Source organism: Novosphingobium sp. AAP83, assembly GCF_001295795.1.
GTDB lineage: Bacteria > Pseudomonadota > Alphaproteobacteria > Sphingomonadales > Sphingomonadaceae > Novosphingobium.
Map to the genome: position 1 here is coordinate 63,311 of NZ_LJHY01000018.1, position 18,606 is coordinate 81,916.

17 protein-coding genes are annotated in these 18,606 nt (G+C 61.0%); 5 read left to right on the forward strand and 12 right to left on the reverse strand.

From position 1 onward, the window contains the following. Positions 1 to 80: 80 nt before the first annotated feature. Positions 81 to 1,217, forward strand: coding sequence for a polysaccharide biosynthesis/export family protein (locus IP81_RS09940; RefSeq protein WP_054107845.1), 1,137 nt, complete (start codon positions 81 to 83; stop codon positions 1,215 to 1,217). 41 nt (positions 1,218 to 1,258) lie between these two features. Here the strand turns inward: IP81_RS09940 and IP81_RS09945 are convergent, their stop codons facing one another. The 5 genes from IP81_RS09945 to IP81_RS09965 form a co-directional block, all read right to left on the reverse strand. Further along, on the reverse strand, positions 1,259 to 2,062 hold the full coding sequence (locus IP81_RS09945) for a class I mannose-6-phosphate isomerase (RefSeq protein WP_054107846.1): 804 nt from the start codon (positions 2,060 to 2,062) through the stop codon (positions 1,259 to 1,261). Beyond that, positions 2,059 to 3,099, reverse strand: coding sequence for a mannose-1-phosphate guanylyltransferase (locus IP81_RS09950; protein WP_054107847.1), 1,041 nt, complete (start codon positions 3,097 to 3,099; stop codon positions 2,059 to 2,061). The genes IP81_RS09945 and IP81_RS09950 overlap by 4 nt, the downstream gene beginning before the upstream one ends. 45 nt (positions 3,100 to 3,144) lie before the next feature. After that, on the reverse strand, positions 3,145 to 4,434 hold the full coding sequence (locus tag IP81_RS09955; RefSeq protein ID WP_231626343.1) for a glycoside hydrolase family 130 protein: 1,290 nt from the start codon (positions 4,432 to 4,434) through the stop codon (positions 3,145 to 3,147). Beyond that, positions 4,421 to 6,787: a glycosyltransferase family 4 protein gene (locus IP81_RS09960; protein ID WP_082356080.1), complete on the reverse strand. Its 2,367-nt coding sequence runs from the start codon at positions 6,785 to 6,787 to the stop codon at positions 4,421 to 4,423. The genes IP81_RS09955 and IP81_RS09960 overlap by 14 nt, the downstream gene beginning before the upstream one ends. A gap of 202 nt (positions 6,788 to 6,989) precedes the next feature. Then, entirely contained in the window at positions 6,990 to 7,784 is a 795-nt protein-coding gene (locus IP81_RS09965; protein ID WP_231626345.1) for a TonB family protein, read from the reverse strand. Positions 7,785 to 7,842: 58 nt separating this feature from the next. On the opposite strand from IP81_RS09965, the gene IP81_RS09970 reads away from it, so the two are divergent. Next, the gene (locus tag IP81_RS09970; protein WP_054107850.1) at positions 7,843 to 8,232 is read left to right on the forward strand and encodes a response regulator; all 390 of its coding nucleotides are present in this window, start codon (positions 7,843 to 7,845) and stop codon (positions 8,230 to 8,232) included. Here IP81_RS09970 and fdhD read toward each other — a convergent pair. The 7 genes from fdhD to IP81_RS10005 form a co-directional block, all read right to left on the reverse strand. Beyond that, positions 8,186 to 8,971 carry a formate dehydrogenase accessory sulfurtransferase FdhD gene (fdhD, locus tag IP81_RS09975; protein ID WP_054107890.1) on the reverse strand — a complete coding sequence of 262 codons (786 nt, stop codon included), beginning with the start codon at positions 8,969 to 8,971 and terminating at the stop codon, positions 8,186 to 8,188. The two genes, IP81_RS09970 and fdhD, sit on opposite strands and share 47 nt — an antisense overlap. Next, positions 8,961 to 9,182: a formate dehydrogenase subunit delta gene (locus IP81_RS09980; RefSeq protein WP_054107851.1), complete on the reverse strand. Its 222-nt coding sequence runs from the start codon at positions 9,180 to 9,182 to the stop codon at positions 8,961 to 8,963. The genes fdhD and IP81_RS09980 overlap by 11 nt, the downstream gene beginning before the upstream one ends. Next, the gene (gene fdhF, locus IP81_RS09985) at positions 9,179 to 12,031 is read right to left on the reverse strand and encodes a formate dehydrogenase subunit alpha (RefSeq protein WP_054107852.1); all 2,853 of its coding nucleotides are present in this window, start codon (positions 12,029 to 12,031) and stop codon (positions 9,179 to 9,181) included. The genes IP81_RS09980 and fdhF overlap by 4 nt, the downstream gene beginning before the upstream one ends. Further along, positions 12,021 to 12,554 (reverse strand): molybdenum cofactor guanylyltransferase, encoded by a 534-nt coding sequence (locus IP81_RS09990; protein WP_054107853.1) that lies wholly within the window; start codon positions 12,552 to 12,554, stop codon positions 12,021 to 12,023. The genes fdhF and IP81_RS09990 overlap by 11 nt, the downstream gene beginning before the upstream one ends. Further along, positions 12,551 to 14,092 carry an NADH-ubiquinone oxidoreductase-F iron-sulfur binding region domain-containing protein gene (locus IP81_RS09995; protein ID WP_054107854.1) on the reverse strand — a complete coding sequence of 514 codons (1,542 nt, stop codon included), beginning with the start codon at positions 14,090 to 14,092 and terminating at the stop codon, positions 12,551 to 12,553. The genes IP81_RS09990 and IP81_RS09995 overlap by 4 nt, the downstream gene beginning before the upstream one ends. Then, positions 14,089 to 14,502 (reverse strand): NAD(P)H-dependent oxidoreductase subunit E, encoded by a 414-nt coding sequence (locus IP81_RS10000; protein WP_054107855.1) that lies wholly within the window; start codon positions 14,500 to 14,502, stop codon positions 14,089 to 14,091. The genes IP81_RS09995 and IP81_RS10000 overlap by 4 nt, the downstream gene beginning before the upstream one ends. 72 nt (positions 14,503 to 14,574) lie before the next feature. Beyond that, entirely contained in the window at positions 14,575 to 15,462 is an 888-nt protein-coding gene (locus IP81_RS10005) for a LysR family transcriptional regulator (RefSeq protein WP_054107856.1), read from the reverse strand. Between the two features lie 207 nt (positions 15,463 to 15,669). Between IP81_RS10005 and bioB the strand changes: the two genes are divergently transcribed. Genes bioB through bioD form a run of 3 tightly spaced genes read left to right on the forward strand, consistent with a single transcriptional unit; the run spans position 15,670 to position 18,499 of the window. Beyond that, entirely contained in the window at positions 15,670 to 16,734 is a 1,065-nt protein-coding gene (bioB, locus tag IP81_RS10010; protein ID WP_054107891.1) for a biotin synthase BioB, read from the forward strand. Further along, positions 16,734 to 17,882, forward strand: coding sequence for an 8-amino-7-oxononanoate synthase (locus IP81_RS10015; protein WP_054107857.1), 1,149 nt, complete (start codon positions 16,734 to 16,736; stop codon positions 17,880 to 17,882). Before bioB ends, IP81_RS10015 begins: the two co-directional genes overlap by 1 nt. Then, positions 17,879 to 18,499 carry a dethiobiotin synthase gene (bioD, locus tag IP81_RS10020; RefSeq protein WP_054107858.1) on the forward strand — a complete coding sequence of 207 codons (621 nt, stop codon included), beginning with the start codon at positions 17,879 to 17,881 and terminating at the stop codon, positions 18,497 to 18,499. Before IP81_RS10015 ends, bioD begins: the two co-directional genes overlap by 4 nt. Positions 18,500 to 18,606 lie beyond the last annotated feature (107 nt).

Genomic DNA, 18,606 nt, shown 5'->3' on the forward strand with positions numbered 1-18,606 from the left:
GCAACGCTATTGCCGGATGCGGACAGATAATGCTACCGGCGCAGCCTTGCTAAGATGGTGCAAATTGAGTGAACTTCGCAATGCAGATAAAACGCCTCGCACCTGTCATCTTGCTCGTCGGGCTGCAAGGCTGTGCCTCGCTGCCCACAAGTGGCCCAACCGGCAAGCAAATCGAAAAGGCATTGCGCGCTCCTGAACCAACGCTTCCGATTACGCTCGTCAAAGTCGCCGGCATCGCAGATGTACCGGTACCCGATGCAGGCGCGCCAACCGCTATCCTGCCAAGCCTGACACCTCCACCAACCGACATGGTCGGCCCCGGCGATGTGCTGGAAATCAGCATCTATGAAGCAGGTGTTACGCTGTTTGCAGGCGGCAGCGGCGGCGGCGAAGGTCTTGCGCTACTAGGCGGAACGCCCGGCGTCCAGGTCCAGAAGCTGCCCCCAAGCCGGGTTGACGATAACGGCGATATCGTCATTCCCTATGCTGGCAAACTGCGTGTTATTGGCCGCACCGTGGGTGAGGTTGAAGCGCAAATTCAGCGGTCATTGCGCGGCTTGTCGCAAAACCCGAAGGTCCTTGTCACCCTTACAGAATCTATCACCAACTCGGTAATTGTCAGCGGTGAGGTCAACCGTCCCGGCCGTCTCGTTTTGCAGACCAACCGCGAAACACTGTCGGATGTCGTGGCGCTGGCTGGCGGATATCGCGGCAACGCCCGGGATCTGACCTTGCGGGTGGTGCGGCAGAACCGGAATGTGGATATCCGCTTCAACGATCTTGTCGATAATCCCCTGCTCGATGTGCCGGCCTATCCCGGTGATCGCTTTATGTTAATCAGCAGCCCACAGTCCTACTCGGTTCTGGGTGCACCCGGCCAAGTCCAGCAAATGGCCTTCCCGCGCTCCACCGTCTCTTTGGCCGAAGCCATTGCTTCGGCTGGCGGGGTAAATTCGGGATCGGGTGATCCTGCTGCGGTGTTCTTGTTCCGCTATACCTTTGACAAGGACGGCAAGGAGATTCCGGTTGTCTATCATGTCAACATGATGAAACCGTCGTCCTACTTCCTGACGCAGCGCTTCCGGATGAACGATAAGGACGTGCTGTATTTCGGCAATGCCGCAGCCAACCAGCCAAGCAAATTGCTTAACCTGGTCAGCCAGTTGTTTACACCGCTGGTGACAGTAACGGCAGCCGTGCAAACATTGCAGAATTAACCGATAAGGTGTGGCTGTTTTGGCAAACAGTCACGCTCCGGTTATGCCGGATGGACAATCACCCAATCGCCTGCCGGATCAAACGTGACGGCTCTGATCGTCCCGGCCCAGCCGCAATCCCCCGCCAACCATTCCTCTTTTCCATCCGTAATGCGCCCGGAAAGCGGGATGATAAGGCATGGCCGGTCATATTCGGCGATGATGGCGGGTGAAGGCAGCCCCTTCACAAAATGGGCTACAAAATAGGTTTTCCGCGCAAGCTCAACGGTTTCGTCAAGCGACAATGCGAAGCGCAGCGCGGGATCGTGTGGCTCTCCCCAAGCCACGGACAAGCCTGCAGCCAAATGCAGTTCGCGCGGCCTTCCGTAATCGAACAGCCGGTAGGTAATATCGCTCGTCTGTTGCACTTCAATCAGGCTTATGCCCGCGCCAATGGCATGCACCGTACCAGCGGGAATGTAGAAGAAATCGCCTCGCTTGACCGGATACCATTCGATCAGTTCCTCGATGCTTCCATCCAGCGCCGCCTGCCGCATAGCGCCAGAATCCAGCGATTGCTTAAAACCAACCCCCAGCGTTGCGCCCGGTTCGGCATCGATAACCAGCCAGCATTCTTCCTTGCCGCCGTTGGTTTCGCCTAGCGATGCAGCTTGAGCATCGCTGGGATGCACCTGGACCGAAAGCTTCTCGCTTGTGAAGATATACTTGACCAAAATCGATGGCATTTCCGGCGTCGGCTCAAACCACACCTCGCCGATCCGCTGCCCTGCAGGTGCAACAAACGGTGCCGGGAGCACATCCTTGCCCCACGGCTTCTCGACCATCCGTTTGGTCAGCAAGGTCACTGGTTCACCGCTCCGGTCAATTTGCCCACGGACTGCGCACCTTCAGGTGTGCAGACCAACACTTCGTCACCATCGACCACGATGATCAGATCGGACGCACCCACCACCGAAACGCGTGGGCCATCGCTCATCACCAGTACGTTTGAACAATCGGCCAGTTCTGCGCGGCCAAAAGTGGCATTCCCGGCAATGTCCAATTCCTGCGCTTCGTATAAAGCCTGCCAGTTGCCGATGTCCGACCACGCCATCGTTGCCGGAACCATCGCGGCGCGATCGGTGTTCTCCATCACCGCATAGTCCACCGATTGGCTCGGCACTTTGGCAAAAGCATCCGCATCAGGATGGAAGCGCATGCCATCTGCATGGCCCTGATTAATCGAAGCGCGCACGGCTTCCAGAATATCAGGCCGATAGCGCCCCAACTCCTCCAGAAATGTGCCAACCCGGAAAGCAAAGATGCCGCCGTTCCAGGCATATTCGCCGCTGGAAAGGAACTCGATTGCCCGGGCCAGATCAGGCTTTTCGACAAACCGCTCAACCTTGCGGCCCGCCGTCCCCGCAATCAGTTCCCCATGCTTCAAATAGCCAAAGCCGGTTTCAGGGGATGTAGGCGAAATGCCGAAAGACACCAGCCAGCCATCATTTGCCAGCTTTGCCGCAGCCCTCGCGGCATTACGAAAGGCATCGGTGTCGCCAATGTGATGATCGCTCGGGCATATCAGCATCACCGCATCTTCCGGCAGCATAAGCGCGGCCAGCGCGATGGCCGCCGCGGTATTGCGCCCCTGCGGTTCCACCAGAATGCGCGTGTTTTCACGATCGGGCAGTTGTTCTTCAACATGATCGAGGTGCGCGGTTCCCGTCACGATCACGGGATGGGCAAAGCCTTGCTGCCCCTCGCAACGCAAAACCGTTGCGGTAAACATCGTGGTATTGCCCACCAACGGCAGAAATGGCTTGGGCTTATTCTTGCGGGAGCGGGGCCAGAGCCGGGTGCCACTGCCTCCGCAAAGGATAACAGGAATAATATCGTTCATGTTCTGCCTTGATCGCAATTGTGCCGCTCGATTTTGTCTTTGCCCTTACGGCGTTTCCTGCATCATTGCCAGAAGATCGGAGACAGATGTCGATGCAAAACCCACTGCGCTGTCCGATATGCCATAGGGTATAAGCAACTGCTCCCCAACCAGCAGCGCCCCGCAAGTGTAAACCACGTTGGGAACATAGCCGAACCGGTCTGCGTCAAGCGCGGTAAGAATCGGCTTGGCAGACCGCGCGATGACTTTCGATGGATCGTCCTTGTCCAGCAACGCACAACCCAAAGCATATTTGCGCATCGCGCCAACGCCGTGGGTAAACAGCAACCAGCCATGCTCGGTCAGGATCGGGCTGCCGCAATTGCCGATTTGCACAAATTCCCACGGGAATTCCGGCTCCATCAACAGCACACCGTCATCGTCCCAGCAATCCATGCGGTCTGATCGCAGCAAGAACAGATTTTTGCCGTCCTGCCGACCAACCATGCAGTACTGCCCGTCAATCTTTTGCGGGAACAGCGCCATACCCTTGTTGCGCCCGGCCTTGCCGTCAATCGGCTCAAGTATGAATTGGCGGAATTCACATGTGCGCAGCAGTTCGGAACGGATCGAAGCGCCAGAGTATGCGGTATAAGTGCCAACCCATTCGTAATCATGGCGGCCATGATCGAACCGGACCAGCCGCAAATCTTCAAGGCCCCCGCGCTGCTGTTCGGTGATCGGAAAGATCACGCTGTTTGAAAGGCTGCTTTCGGCGTGACGGTGTACCCCCACCGCGCCATCCTCGCGCATCGCCGAAAGGCTGTCGTCGGCCTGCATCGCGGTGGCAAAATGGCTTTGCGGCCACAATTCGAACGTCCCGTCGGGCAAAGCAATGCCTTCGCGGAACACGATGGAACTGATGTGCCCTTCACCCACCGCGCGCAAACTCATCACAAACCGCACCGCACCATCGCTCATCCCTGATTGATCGGGGTGCGGCACGATACTGGGGTTCATCAGGGCGGCGGCGGCATAAGTGTATTCGTGGCAGAAATAGGCGCCGATCAGCCGCTTGCGCAAAGCCGTATAGGCATTGCCATCTAGGCCCAGCATTGTTTCAATTTCGGCATAGCGTTCAGCAAACATCTGCTCGGTCTGCCAGTGGCGCTCCGCGAAATCATGCAGAACCCTTGTGTATTCTGCCGCAGCGTCATCTTCGCTCAGCGCGGCAACATCGGCCACCAGCTTTTCTGCACGCGCGGTTGTGCCTCCCGGTCCCTGCCAGCCCAGATGAAACGGGCGAAGCACAACCCGCGATGGATCGGCATGAAGCCTTTGTTCAAGTACACGCAAGCTGTTGCGTACCTTTATAAGCGGGATGTTCCGGCCGGACATCTTTGGGCACCGTGCCCGCAACGGTCTTGCCTGCGCCTGAACGCTTCGCCAGCCTGCACATGGCATAATGCGAAAGCTGGAACGCCAGTATCGATTCTGCACCGCAATTCAGGTTCACCCCTTGCGGCGTCACGCCATCACGGCAGCGCCCGGTCGCTATATCGGCCAGAACTTCGCCGCGATCATTTCCGCCAAGGAACCAGCGGTAAGCGGTTTCGGCATGGCGCAACCAGCCTATATCACCCGTTGCAGCATAGGCTGCGGCCGCCGCATCAATTGCCGCCCACGCCTCTACCGGCTGTTGGTCAAACGGCAGGCTTTCGTAATACTGGCCGAACGTCTCGGACCCTACCGGACGGAAATGCCCCTGCGCTGAAACTTGCTGGCGCGCGATGAAGCGCAGGCTCAACAGGCCACTTTCCCGCCAATCCTCGCGGCCCAGCAATACCCCTGCCTCTATCAGGGCTTGCGAAAGGCGGGGATTATCATAGCCAAGCACCGCCTCGAACCACGCCCAGTCCGGACGGCGCGCAACAGCCAGCAAACCCTCCAGCAAAGCAGCGCCTTGCGCCAGCGCACCTCGCGCCGCTTCATGCCCGGGATCGACGCGCAAAGCCTCGACACAGCCCAGCATCATGAACGCGACCGTGCGGGGTGATCCCATCGCAGCAACCGGCTTCAGCGCGATATCAAACCATTGCGCGGCCCAGTGGCGCAAACCTTCATCGGGCGCATGGCCCATCGCATGGCCCAGCGCCCACAACGTGCGACCATTGCTGTCGTCCGAACCAACGTCCTCGCACCACGTCCGGTTAAAGCTCATGAAATTGCGGAACGCGGCCTGATCAGGATTCCACCCGTGCTGGATGAACGAGGCATAGACCGTCGCCCAGCGCTGCCGTTCGGCCAAGGGCACACCGTCAGCCACGCCCATCAGCATCAGCGCACGCACATTATCATCAATGCAATAACCATGGCGGCGATCGGGCACGGTCAGGATCGAATGCTGGAAAATCCCGGTGCTATCGCTCATTGCCGCAACACCGGTGAAACCCGGCGTTGCCAAGAGCGGCATGACCCGCACCGGCTGCACCACAACGCTTTCCACCAGCGCGCGCGTAGCCCCGGCAAAGCACGGCCAAATCGTCTCGCGCCCTTTTTCCCAAGCCCGCCGCTGCACCGCTTTCAGTTCTGCCGGATCGTCCAGCAGCCGGTTGACCGCTGCGGCGATAACCTCGGGATGGCGCGGTTCAACCAATACGCCCACGCCATGGGCCAGCAATTCGCGCGCATGGACATAAGGCGTTGATACAACCGCTTTGCCCAGGGCCACCGCATAGCTGAGCGTGCCCGAGGTGGATTGCTGCATGTTGGGATAGGGCGTCAGATAGATGTCACAGGCTTCAAGCTGGTCAAGCAGCTCTTCATTATCCAGAAAGCGATTGTCCCACTGCACATTGCCGCCAACGCCAAGCCGCTCCGCCAGCTCCATCAGTCTTTCGCGATATCCCTCGCCGTCTGTGGAAACGTGGTTCGGGTGGGTCGCGCCAATAATCCGGTAGATTACACCGGGATGGTTTTGCACAATCGCGGGCAAAGCCTCGATCACCGTCTCAAGCCCCTTGCCCGGCCCCAATAAGCCGAACGTCATCATCACCTGCTTGCCCGTCAGTCCAAGCTTGGCCTTGTGCTCCGCTTCACGTCCGAACGGACGGTCGGGTGCGCCATGCGGGATCACCGCAATCCGCCCCGCATCAACGTCATAATGATCGCGCAAAAGTCGGCTTGAATGGGCAGACATCACCATCACGCGCGATGCACGGCGCAGCAGATGCTCCAGCACCTCGCGCTGCCTAGGGGATGGATCGGCCAGCACCGTGTGCAGCGTCACAATCAGCGGCGCAGCCAGCCGGTTCACCAGCTCCAGCACCATCTCGCCGGCCTCGCCGCCAAATATCCCGTATTCGTGTTGCAGCCACACCGCATCAACGGCATCCTCGTTGATCTGCCGCGCAGCGTTGCGATAGTCCTCCACGCGGTCAGAGCGGATCGTGCCGCGCACATCATCATAAACCAGCGGCGCGCGGTGATCGTCGATCACATGAAGATCGACCATCACATCGTCATGATGATGCCCGAGTTGTTCGTAAATGTCGGTCGTAAACGTCGCGATACCGCACATACGCGGACGGAACCCGCCGATCAGGGCAATGCGATGGCGCACCGCCCCGTCCGCCGGTCGCAGAATGGACAACACCGAACCGGGATTGGCAGCTACGGCAGGTCCGCTTCGATTGTTGCTGACGGTCATGGCCGATGCTCTTCCAAATGCTGCGGGAGGCGCGCGAGGTTGCAGCGTCTCTACCGTCCGTGATTGAACGCACCGCAGACGATTCGGTTGCACCGCAATGCAGCAATATGACAGCAGTTTCTCTGCCATCCGTCGCAAAACGGTGTTATCTTATCGCCTTATCACACCCTCCTCACTCTGCAGGTATTGTGCGTCGCAACAATCAGGGTGCAAACCAGCGTTGTTCCCAGCCATAAGTCGATGCCACCGGATTGCCATCTCCGTCCGTCGCCGGGCGGAACCGGAAGCGCTCGCTCGCCAATCGGCAGGTCACCGCGTCGGCTTCGGGCACACCACTGGCGCGCCACACCTTGCAACCCGAAACTCTGCCATCGGCCCCCACACTCAGCAGAATAACCACCCGCTTGCCAATGCGCTCGTCCTGCCCGCCCCGCGGATAATCGCGGGTTGAGCGGATATCGCCTGCGATCTTTTCCGCCTTGCGCGCCAACCCGCCGCCCGAACCATTGCCGCTGGCACCGCTGCCGGTTCCCATGCCCTCACCGCCGCCGCCCGTCCCCTGCCCCTGCTGCGCAGCACCTAACCGCACATCATTCCCCGTCGATGCAACCGGCGGAGCAGCAACTTTCCTGGAGGGCACTTTGGCTTTGGCAATCGTCTCCTTCGCCACCGCCTTGCGCCCTGCTTCTGCCGACGCGCCTGCCGGTTCCGGCATGGTTGGCGTGGGCGTCGGCTTGGGCTGCTCAAGGGGCACATCAAACGTGGCGGTCGTAAAAACGTCTTGCGCCAGCGGAGTCAGCGCAGGAACGCCACCAAAACCATGAATGACGCCCCATAATACCGCCAGATGCAGCATAATCGCCAACCCTGTGGCCCAACTGCGTTCACGCTTGCTGGCTGATGATTGGTCAGAATAGCGCATCGCCTCACCACACTCCGCCGCCGCCATAGCCCTGCGCAACAATTGCTGTATCTGCATATTAGTGGCAAGAGCCAAAGCCTTGCTGATATTCAGCGCGCCAATTGCAAACGTCTTGGCTATAGAAGGATTGTCTATGCGAGTCCTGATAGTCGAAGACGAGCCATTGCTCGCCATGCTTCTCGAAGAGACTGTTGCCGATCTCGGTCACGAACCGATAGGCGCCGCTGCTACTGTCGCCCAAGCCTTTGCGCTGCTTGATGTAATGCCCGTCGATTGCGCTTTGCTCGATTATTCGCTCGGCGGCGATGCCACCTCTATCCCGGTCGCAAAGCGTTTGCAGGCGGAATGCGTGCCATTCACATACCTTAGCGGCCATAGCGCGCTTGATAAAAGCGCAGGCGCACCCGAGGGACCTTTGCTCAACAAGCCCGCGTCAATGGATGGCATTGCCTGCGCGATTGTAGCAATGGCCGCGCTCACGCCTCCAGCAAACTGTCCCGCCGCGCCAGACTCACCAGCCTAAGGCCATGCGCACGCGCCTGATCGACCGCCAGCGTCGATGCCGCCGAGATCGTCACCAGCAGCGGCACTTGCGCGATCACTGCCTTTTGCACCAGTTCAAAGCTGCACCGCGCCGTCAGCAGGATGAAATGGCCGGAAACGCTCACGCCCGCCCGCGCTGCTGCACCCAGCAATTTGTCGAGCGCATTGTGCCGCCCCACATCCTCGCGCACCAGCAGGATCGTGCCATCCGCCGCACAGAGCGCCGCCGCATGGGCCGCCCGCGTTACCTTGCCCAGCGCTTGCCTATCGCCCAGCGCCTCTGCCGCGCAAAACATTGCGGCCGGTTCCACCTCAAGCCGCGCCGCAACCGGCACCAGCGGGCGCATCACTTGCTCAAGGCTTTCAATCCCGCACAACCCGCAACTGCCCTCTGACAAACGCAAGCGCGCGCGCTCCAGCAATGGCCCAGCACCTGATGCCGCCAATTGTATCCGCAGCATCCACCCGCCCGCCTCAACCGGCGCAGCGTGCGCGGAGACGAACTCATCCGGTGATGCAATCAACTGTTCGGAAAGGCAAAACCCCAGCGCATAATCTTCAAGATCAATCGGCGTTGCCATCATCACGGCATAGCCCACACCGTTGATCTCGATCGCGACCGGCGCTTCTTCAATCAGTTCGCGTGCAATCGCGCTTGCCGGGGAACCATCAGCATAATGTTCGCGCAAGGCAAAAGGGCGTGCGCCTTCAACCGGCATGGGCACGCGCAGCAGCAACCTTGGCCATCGCCTCTGCCGCAAGCGGATCTAGCCCGGCGTTGCTTTGCGCCAATAGCATGTCGATCATCACCGGCGTCCAGAACGCGGTGATATGCTCAGCAATCGAAGCCGCAGGCGTTGCGTCGAACGTCATGTTCCGCGCGATCTGGTTGGCCATATAGGCCAGCTTTTCGACCGTCTGCCCACTCATTCGGCAGGCTCCATCGCCGTGCCCTCGATCCTGCGCGAAAGCGTGGCTTGCGCCTCGTAATCCTCTTGCCAGTCACTCGGGCCGTTCGATGGCGTGATCTGCACGGCGGTCACCTTGTATTCCGGGCAATTGGTCGCCCAATCGGAATAGTCAGTCGTCACCACATTGGCCTGCGTCGCAGGGTGGTGGAACGTGGTGTAGACCACGCCCGGAGCCACGCGGTCGGTCACATGTGCCCGCAGTGTCGTCTCGCCCGAACGGCTCGCCAAACGCACCCAATCGCCAGACTTGACGCCGCGATTTTCGGCATCGGTCGGGTGAATCTCCAGCAAGTCTTCCTCGTGCCAAACGCTGTTGGCGGTGCGCCGCGTCTGCGCGCCGACGTTGTACTGGCTCAGGATGCGCCCCGTGGTGAGCAGCAGCGGGAAGCGCGGGCCGGTGCGTTCGTCTGTCGGCACATAATCGGTCACCACAAACTTGCCGCGCCCGCGCACGAAGCCATCGACGTGCATGATCGGGCTGCCATCGGGCGCTTTGTCATTCACCGGCCATTGCAGCGAACCTTCGGCATCAAGTCGCTTGTAATTCACGCCCGTAAAGGTTGGCGTCAACCGCGCGATCTCGTCCATGATCTCGGACGGGTGGGTATAATTCCAGTCCAAGCCGATGGCCCGCGCCAGTTCCTGCGTGACTTGCCAGTCCTCATATCCATTGATCGGTTCCATCACCTTGCGCACCGGCTGGATGCGCCGTTCGGCGTTGGTGAAGGTGCCGTTCTTCTCAAGGAAGGTAGATCCCGGAAGAAACACATGCGCGTAATTGGCGGTTTCGTTCAAAAACAGGTCGTGGACGATCACGCATTCCATCGCGGCAAGGCCCGCTGCAACGTGCTTGGTATCGGGATCGGACTGGAGGATGTCCTCGCCCTGGATGTAGATCGCCTTGAACGTGCCGTCGGTTGCGGCATCGAGCATGTTGGGAATGCGCAGGCCCGGTTCGGGGTCGATGGCCACGCCCCATTCTGCTTCGAACAGCGCGCGCGTGGCGGCATCTGACACGTGGCGATAGCCCGAGAGTTCATGCGGGAAGCTGCCCATGTCGCAGGCACCCTGCACATTGTTCTGCCCGCGCAAGGGGTTCACGCCCACACCGCGCCTGCCGATGTTGCCCGTCGCCATCGCAAGGTTGGCGATTGCCATCACGGTCGAACTGCCTTGGCTATGCTCGGTCACGCCAAGGCCATAGTAGATCGCGCCATTGCCACCCGAGGCATAAAGCCGCGCCGCGCCACGGATCGCATCTGCCTCGACGCCCGTTACGGGTGCAAGGAATTCAGGGCTGTTGCGCTCGGCAGAGACGAATTCGGCCCAGTGCTGGTACTCGTCCCAATCGCAGCGTTCGCGGATGAATGCCTCGTCGGCCAAGCCTTCGGTCACGATCACATGCGCCAGTGCGGTCAGCACAGCCACGTTCGTGCCGGGGCGCAGCGGCAGGTGATAGTCTGCCGCGATGTGGGGGCTGCGTACCAGATCGGTGCGGCGCGGATCGATCACGATCAGCTTGGCCCCTTGGCGAAGGCGGCGCTTCATCCGGCTGGCGAAAACGGGGTGACCATCGGTCGGGTTCGCGCCGATCACCAGGACAACGTCAGAATCTTCAACGCTATCAAAATCTTGCGTACCCGCCGATGTTCCGAACGTGGTCTTCAAACCATAGCCGGTAGGCGAATGGCACACCCGCGCGCAGGTATCGACATTGTTCGTGCCAAATCCTGCGCGGATCAGCTTTTGCACCAGAAACGTCTCTTCATTGGTGCAGCGGCTCGACGTGATCCCGCCCAGCGCATTGCGACCGTACTGGTCCCGGATGCGGTTGATCTCATTGGCGGTATAAGTCAGCGCCTCTTCCCAGTTCACTTCACGCCAAGGCTGGTCGATGCTCTCGCGGATCATCGGCGAAAGGATGCGCTCCTGATGCTGGGCATAGCCCCATGCAAAGCGCCCCTTGACGCAGGAATGCCCGCGATTGGCTTTGCCGTCCTTCCACGGCACCATGCGCACAAGCTGTTCGCCGCGCATTTCCGCGCGGAAAGTGCAGCCCACGCCGCAATAGGCGCAAGTGGTAACCACCGCGCGCTCGGGCTTGCCGATTTCCTTGACCGCCTTTTCCTGCAACGTGGCAGTCGGGCAGGCCTGAACACACGCCCCGCACGATACGCATTCGGACGAGAAGTAATCATCAGACGCCAGCCCTGCCGAAACCTTCGATCCGAAACCGCGCCCCTCGATGGTCAGCGCAAACGTCCCTTGCACTTCATCACAGGCCCGCACGCAGCGCGAACAGACGATGCACTTTGAAGGGTCGAAGTCGAAGTAAGGGTTGGACGTATCGGTGGGCGCACCAAGATGGTTCTCGCCCTCATAACCAAAGCGCACATCGCGCAGGCCAACAGCGGCGGCCTGATCCTGCAATTCGCAATCGTTGTTGGCGCTACAAGTAAGGCAATCGAGCGGGTGGTCCGAAATGTAGAGTTCCATCACGCCCTTGCGCAGCTTTTGCAGGCGCGGGGTCTGGGTGTGGACTTTCATGCCCTCGGCGACCGGCGTGGTGCAAGATGCAGGCGTGCCGCGCATCCCGTCAATCTCGACCAGACACAGGCGGCAGGAACCGAACTGTCTGAGGTTATCGGTTGCGCACAACTTGGGGATCGATCCGCCGGTCAGCGCGGCGGCGCGCATCACCGTGGTTCCGGCAGGCACGCTCACTTCGCGGCCATCGATAAAGCAGGTCACCTCCTGGTCCGAACGGACCTCCGGGGTGCCGAAATCTGCTTGACGTTCATAGCCCATGAGATCGCTCCTCGGCAGCGCTCAGGTCTGCCGGTGTATTGATATTAGCAGGTTTGGATTCAAAACGCACCGCGCGCGCGCCGATCCTTTCGGCAAAGGCGCGCATCGAATGGCGGCCATCGCCGGTCAGGATAGCGTCCACTGCATTCGATGCCGTAACCGGCCACAGCCCGATCACGGGCTGATCGGCGCAATAGGAAGGCGCAGGGCTTAACTGGCCGATCAGGTCATCGCCCATCCCCACACTGTCCACCGCACAAGTCAGCACTTCGCTAAAACCCGCATCGCGCGCATGGTGCAGTGCAGCGGCAATCCCGCCCAGCGGCCCCATCCCGGCGCTCGGCCAATCGGGCAGGGTTTGCACAGACGCCACATCGCGCCCCACCACCACAACCGTCTCGCAAACGCCCGACAGCGCATCAACCGCCCGCGCCAGCAAAGTGCGCCCGCCCAGCTCGGCCAACGCCTTGTCGCTACCAAAACGGGTGGACAAGCCGCCTGCAAGGACTGCGCCGAGGATCACTCCGCCGCTTCCCGATCAGCAGGTGCCCCGAAATCCTCGGGCCAGTGGCGCAGCGCCGACAGCACAGGATAAGGCGTGAACCCGCCCAGCGCGCAGAGCGAGCCGAACTTCATCGTCTCGCACAAGTCTTCCAGCAGCGTGATTTCATCGCCCAATGACCGTTCGGCTTTGAGCGCATTGTGCATCTGCGGCAGCGTCTCGACCTTGTCCGCCGCGCGGCCGGCGCGCGCGCGGATGCGGTCGATCAGTTCCACCCCGCGCGTCGAGCCAATGCGGCAGGGCGTGCATTTTCCGCACGATTCCACCGCGCAGAAATTCATCGCAAAGCGCGCTTGCGAACTCATATCGGCGGTGTCGTCAAACACCGTCAGCCCGGCATGGCCGATCAAACCATCGGCGGCGGCAAAGGCTTCGTAATCGAACGGCAGGTGGAAATCGGCGGGCGGGTGATAGGCACCCAAAGGCCCGCCCACTTGCACCGCGCGCACCGGACGGCCCGAAGCCGTGCCGCCGCCCACAGTCATCACCAATTCGCCCAAAGTCACGCCGAAGCCGACCTCGAACAGTCCGCCATACTTCACATTCCCCGCGATCTGGATCGGCATCGTGCCCTTGGAACGGCCAAACCCGACCGACGCATAAGCCGCCGCGCCATTGGCCATGATCCACGGCACCGCCGCCAAAGTCAGCACATTATTGACCACGGTGGGCTTGCCGAACAGGCCTTCGAGCGCGGGCAAAGGCGGCTTGGCGCGCACTTCGCCGCGCTTGCCCTCAATGCTGTTGAGCAGCGAGGTTTCCTCGCCACAGACATAAGCGCCTGCGCCCACGCGCACTTCCAGCACGAACGGCGCAACCAGATGCGCCGATGCCCGCACCGCCGCTTCCATTTTGGCAATCGCATGCGGATATTCGCTGCGGATATAGACGTAGCCACGCGATGCGCCGACGGCGAGCGCGGCAATTGCCATGCCCTCGATCAGCATGAAGGGATCGCCCTCCATCACCATGCGGTCAGCAAAAGTCGCGCTATCGCCCTCGTCGGCATTGCAGACCACGTATTTCTGATCGGCTGCGGCATTGGCCACAGTCGTCCATTTGATCCCCGCCGGGAAACCCGCCCCGCCGCGACCGCGCAGGCCGGATTCGGTCACTTGCGCGATGGTGGCCACACTGCCCAGTTCGCGTGCCTTGGCCAAGCCCTGCCAACCGCCATTCGCGGCATAGTCTTCAAGGCTCAAAGGCCGCGTCTTGCCCGCACGCGCAAAAGTAAAGCGCTGCTGCTTGGCGATAAACGGGTAGTCTTCGATGCGGCCAATGCACAACAATTGTGCGTCATCGTTAAGGATTGGCCCAACATCAGCAACGCCGACTGGTCCGTATCCTATACCATCAATCTCAACCAGCGGTTCAAGCCAGTGCATGCCCCATGACGACACCCGCTCAACCGTGCAGCCCGCCGCGACAAACGCGGCAGCCACATCATCGGCACCGCAAGCCAGCGCCAGCGCATCATCGGAAATCCGCACTAAAGTCATGCCAGCGCCTCCACCAGCGCGCCAAGTTTGGCGGCATCAAGCCGGGCATGGACTTTATCGCCTACCATCGCGTTTGGCCCAACGCTGCACAGGCCGAGACAATAGATCGCCTCCACCTTCACGCGCGGATTATCGGCCAGCCCTGCCGCCAGCGCCTCAACCCCGCGCGCCTGACACGCCTCGGCGCGGCACAGCTTGAGCACCGCGCGCGCTTCGGGCGCTTCATGGAAATCGTGATAGAAGCTGACCACGCCATGCACATCGGCACGGCTGAGGTTCAGCGCGGCTGCAATCGTGCGGATCGCGTCTTCGGAAACGTGGCCGAATTCCGCCTGCACATCATGCAAAATCGGCAGAAGTGGCCCTTCACGCCCGGCGTGGGCGGCGATGATCTGTTGAATGCTATCCATCTCAGCGCCTGATTTCAGCCAAACGCTGCTCAGGTCAAATCAAAATAGTCGATGTCTAATAGGAAAATTCTATTACACCGTCATGAGCTCCCGCGCCGCAGCCAAGCCAGCACTGGCCAGTGGCCCAAGCGGCGCGCGGTTCATCACCACCAAACCGATCCTGCGCCGCTCTGCTTCACCCTCGAACGGCAGGAACCTCGCCCAGTCCAGCCCCTCCAAAAGGTGCGCGTAAGTATCAGGAACAATGGTGGAAAAGCCGCCAGAGCGGACCATGTCGAGCAGCGCCACATAACTGTCAGCCACCGCGCGCGGCGCAATCGCCAGTCCTTGCGCCTTGACCCGCGAATCCAGAATGCGGCGAAACTGCATCCCTTGATGGAGCAGACAAAGCGGCTGTGCGACAGCATCTTCCCAAGTGATCGCATCGCGCCCGTCAAACCCTGCACCGGCGCGCGTGACAAACAAGTAGCGTTCGGCATGAAGCGCCACCGAAAGTACGTTTCCGGCGGGTTCGTGATCAAGATAGGTCAACCCCGCATCGCATTCAAACGCATTCAAAGACCGTTCGATCTCGCGCGAGGTGGCTGATCTTACCGACAAGGTGAGGCCCGGATTCTGCGCCAGCAAGGCCTCGGCAAACAGCCCGACCAAGGGCAGCGCAGCAGGAATGGCGGCCAGCCCGAATTCGCCGCTGATCGGCGCGGAACTGGCCGCGACCGAACTGGCCATGCTGTTCACCGCACCAAGGATTTGCTCGGCCCAGGGCAACATCGCCTCGCCATGGCTGGTCAGGCCGATAAAGCGGCGATCCCGTTCAACCAGACGGCGCCCGACCTCCTGTTCCAGCGCCAGCAGTCCCGCCGACAGCGTCGGCTGCGAAACCCCGCATTCCGCCGCCGCTTGTGCGAAGTGGCGCAGACGGGCAATGGTCACAAAATAGCGGAGTTGGCGAAAATGCATGAAACCGGGGTTCTTAACTGATAGACTAGGCCTATCAATGCGCAGTTGCAGCCTGTGTCAACCGCCGGTTTTTGCAAGTACCAGCAACAATTGCAATTTCACCGATTGCAACTTTGCTAATTCACTGGCGCAACGTCCTGATATTTGCGCTAAGGGCCTCAACGACCATATGTTACAAGGACGCCAACCGTGCAGGAAACCGCGCTTATGCAGCGAGATGCCACCATCATCGCCGACACCACCGCTCCTACCGGCGTCCGTTCTGATTGGACGCGCGAGGAAATCGCCGCGCTGTTTGATCTGCCGTTTACCGAACTGTTATTCCGCGCCGCCGAGGTGCACCGCGCGCATCACCGCGCAGGCGAGATCCAGCTTTGCACGTTGCTCTCGATCAAGACCGGCGGTTGCCCTGAAGATTGCGGCTATTGCTCACAATCGGTCAAGGCCGACAGCGGGGTCGAGGCGACCAAGCTGATGGAAGTGCAGGCCGTGCTGCAATCGGCCGCGCAAGCCCGCGATGCCGGTTCCAAGCGCTTTTGCATGGGCGCTGCGTGGCGCAATCCCAAGGAACGCGACATGCCCGCCGTGATTGCGATGATCAAAGGCGTTCGCGAAATGGGCCTCGAAACCTGCATGACGCTGGGTATGCTCACCCCGGGTCAGGCCGAACAACTCGCCGAGGCGGGCCTAGATTACTACAATCACAACATCGACACATCACCCGAACGCTATGGCGATGTGATCACCACGCGCACGTTCGCAGATCGCATGCAAACACTTGATAATGTGCGCAGCGCAGGGATCAATGTCTGTTCGGGCGGCATCGTCGGCATGGGGGAAACCCGCGCCGATCGCGTCGGTTTCGTCCACGCGCTGGCCACGATGGAACAGCACCCTGAAAGCGTGCCGGTCAACGCTCTGGTCCCGGTCAAGGGCACAGTGCTGGGCAATATGCTCGCCGATACGCCGCTCGCCAAGATCGATGACATCGAATTCGTGCGCACCGTGGCCGTAGCGCGCATAACCATGCCGCTGTCGATGGTGCGCCTTTCTGCTGGCCGTGAATCGATGAGCGAGGCGACCCAATCGCTGTGCTTTATGGCAGGGGCGAACTCGATCTTTACGGGCGATAAGCTGCTCACCGCCGCCAATGCGGGCGATGATGCCGATGCCGCGATGATGGCGCGCCTTGGCCTCAAGCCGATGGAAGGCGAAGAGCCGCTTCGTGCGATGAAAGCTGTAGGGGGCTGTTCAGGAGGCTGCGCGGCCTGATGGCTAACGCATCGACCCGCACGGGCAACATCTGGTCCGCCCACACCGCCGATCTGGCGGCGCTGGGCGAAAAGGCTCGGCTGCGTTCGCTCACCCCCCGCCGGGGCATCGATTTTGCCTCGAATGACTATCTCGCGATGTCATCCTCACCCCGCCTTGGCATGGCGGTGCAAGATGCCATCGCGCGCGGTGTTCCGCTGGGTTCGGGCGGATCGCGGCTGCTGCGCGGCAATGACCCCGAACACGAATTGTTGGAAGAAGAAGCCGCGCGCTTTTTCGGCAGTGAATCGGCGCTGTTCTTTTCGGCGGGCTATGCCGCCAATGTCGCGCTGCTGTCCACACTGCCGCAGCGCGGCGATCTGATCGTCTATGATGAACTCGTCCACGCATCGATGCACGAAGGCCTGCGCCTCACCCGCGCCACGGCTTTGAGCGCCGTCCACAACGACGCACAAAGCTTTGATGATGTGGCGCGTGAATGGCGCGCGGCGGGCAATGCCGGGCGCATCTGGCTGGCGTTTGAAACACTCTATTCGATGGACGGCGATATGGCCCCCGTCGCTGATATGGCCGCAATGGCGGAGCGCCACGATGCGGTGATGCTGATCGACGAAGCCCATGCAACCGGCGTGTTCGGACGCGACGGGCGCGGTCTGGCGGCTGATCTTGACGGGCGGCCCGATACCATCGTGCTGCGCACATGCGGCAAGGCTTTGGGCTGCGAAGGCGCGCTCGTCCTCGCGCCGCGTGTGGTGCGTGATTTCCTCGTCAACCGTGGCCGCCCGTTCATCTTCTCGACCGCGCCATCGCCGCTGGTCGCCGCAGCGGTGCGCGAAGCGATCCGCATGCTGGCCGACGAACCGGACCGGCGCGATGCCCTGCACGATCTGGTTGCCCATGCTGAACGCGTGCTGGGTCGCCATGGCGCGCAAGCCACAGGCTCGCAAATCCTGCCGCTGATCCTGCATGACGATGCCCGCACGATGGCTGTTGCGGCCAGGCTGCAAAAGGCCGGGTTCGATGTGCGCGGCATTCGCCCGCCCACCGTACCCCAAGGCACCAGCCGTCTGCGCATATCACTAACGCTGAATGCCACCTCAGGAGACATCGACGCGCTCGGCACGGCGCTGGCCGAGGCAATGAAGTGAGCGCGTTCGTCGTCACCGGCACCGATACCGGTATCGGCAAAACGATCTTCTCCGCCGCGCTCACCGGAGCGCTTCAGGCACATTACTGGAAGCCCGTGCAGGCAGGCCTTGATGACGGCGCAGACCGCGATCATGTGGCCCGGCTTTCAGGCTTGCCCGCCGCGCACGTGCTACCCGAAGCCTACCGCCTCAACACCCCCTGCTCGCCCCACCGCGCAGCAGAGATCGACGGCGTGGAGATAGACCTTGCGCGATTGGCCTTGCCCGATGTCCGCCCGCTGGTCGTCGAAGGCGCCGGCGGCGCGCTCGTCCCTGTCACGCGCCACACCACGTATGCCGATGTGTTCGCATGGTGGAACTTGCCCGTGATCATCGTCGCGCGCACGGCGCTGGGCACGATCAACCACTCGCTGCTCACCATCGAAGCGCTGCGCGCACGCGGCGTAACGATCCACGGCGTCGCCTTTGTTGGCGATGGCGTGGAAGACAGCGAAGCCACGATCTGCGCGATGGGCGGGGTCAAACGGTTGGGGCGCTTACCCATGCTCGACCGGCTCAATCCGCAAAGCCTAGCAATTGCCTTTGCGCAGGGGTTTCGGATCGAGGAATTCGCGTAAAAACTCCGGCACCGATCAAGCATGAGCCTTGATCGATTCCATCGCCGCAAAAATGTTCGGTCGGGTTGGACGGCGACACAATATGTATCGCCGCCCCCGGTTTTCTA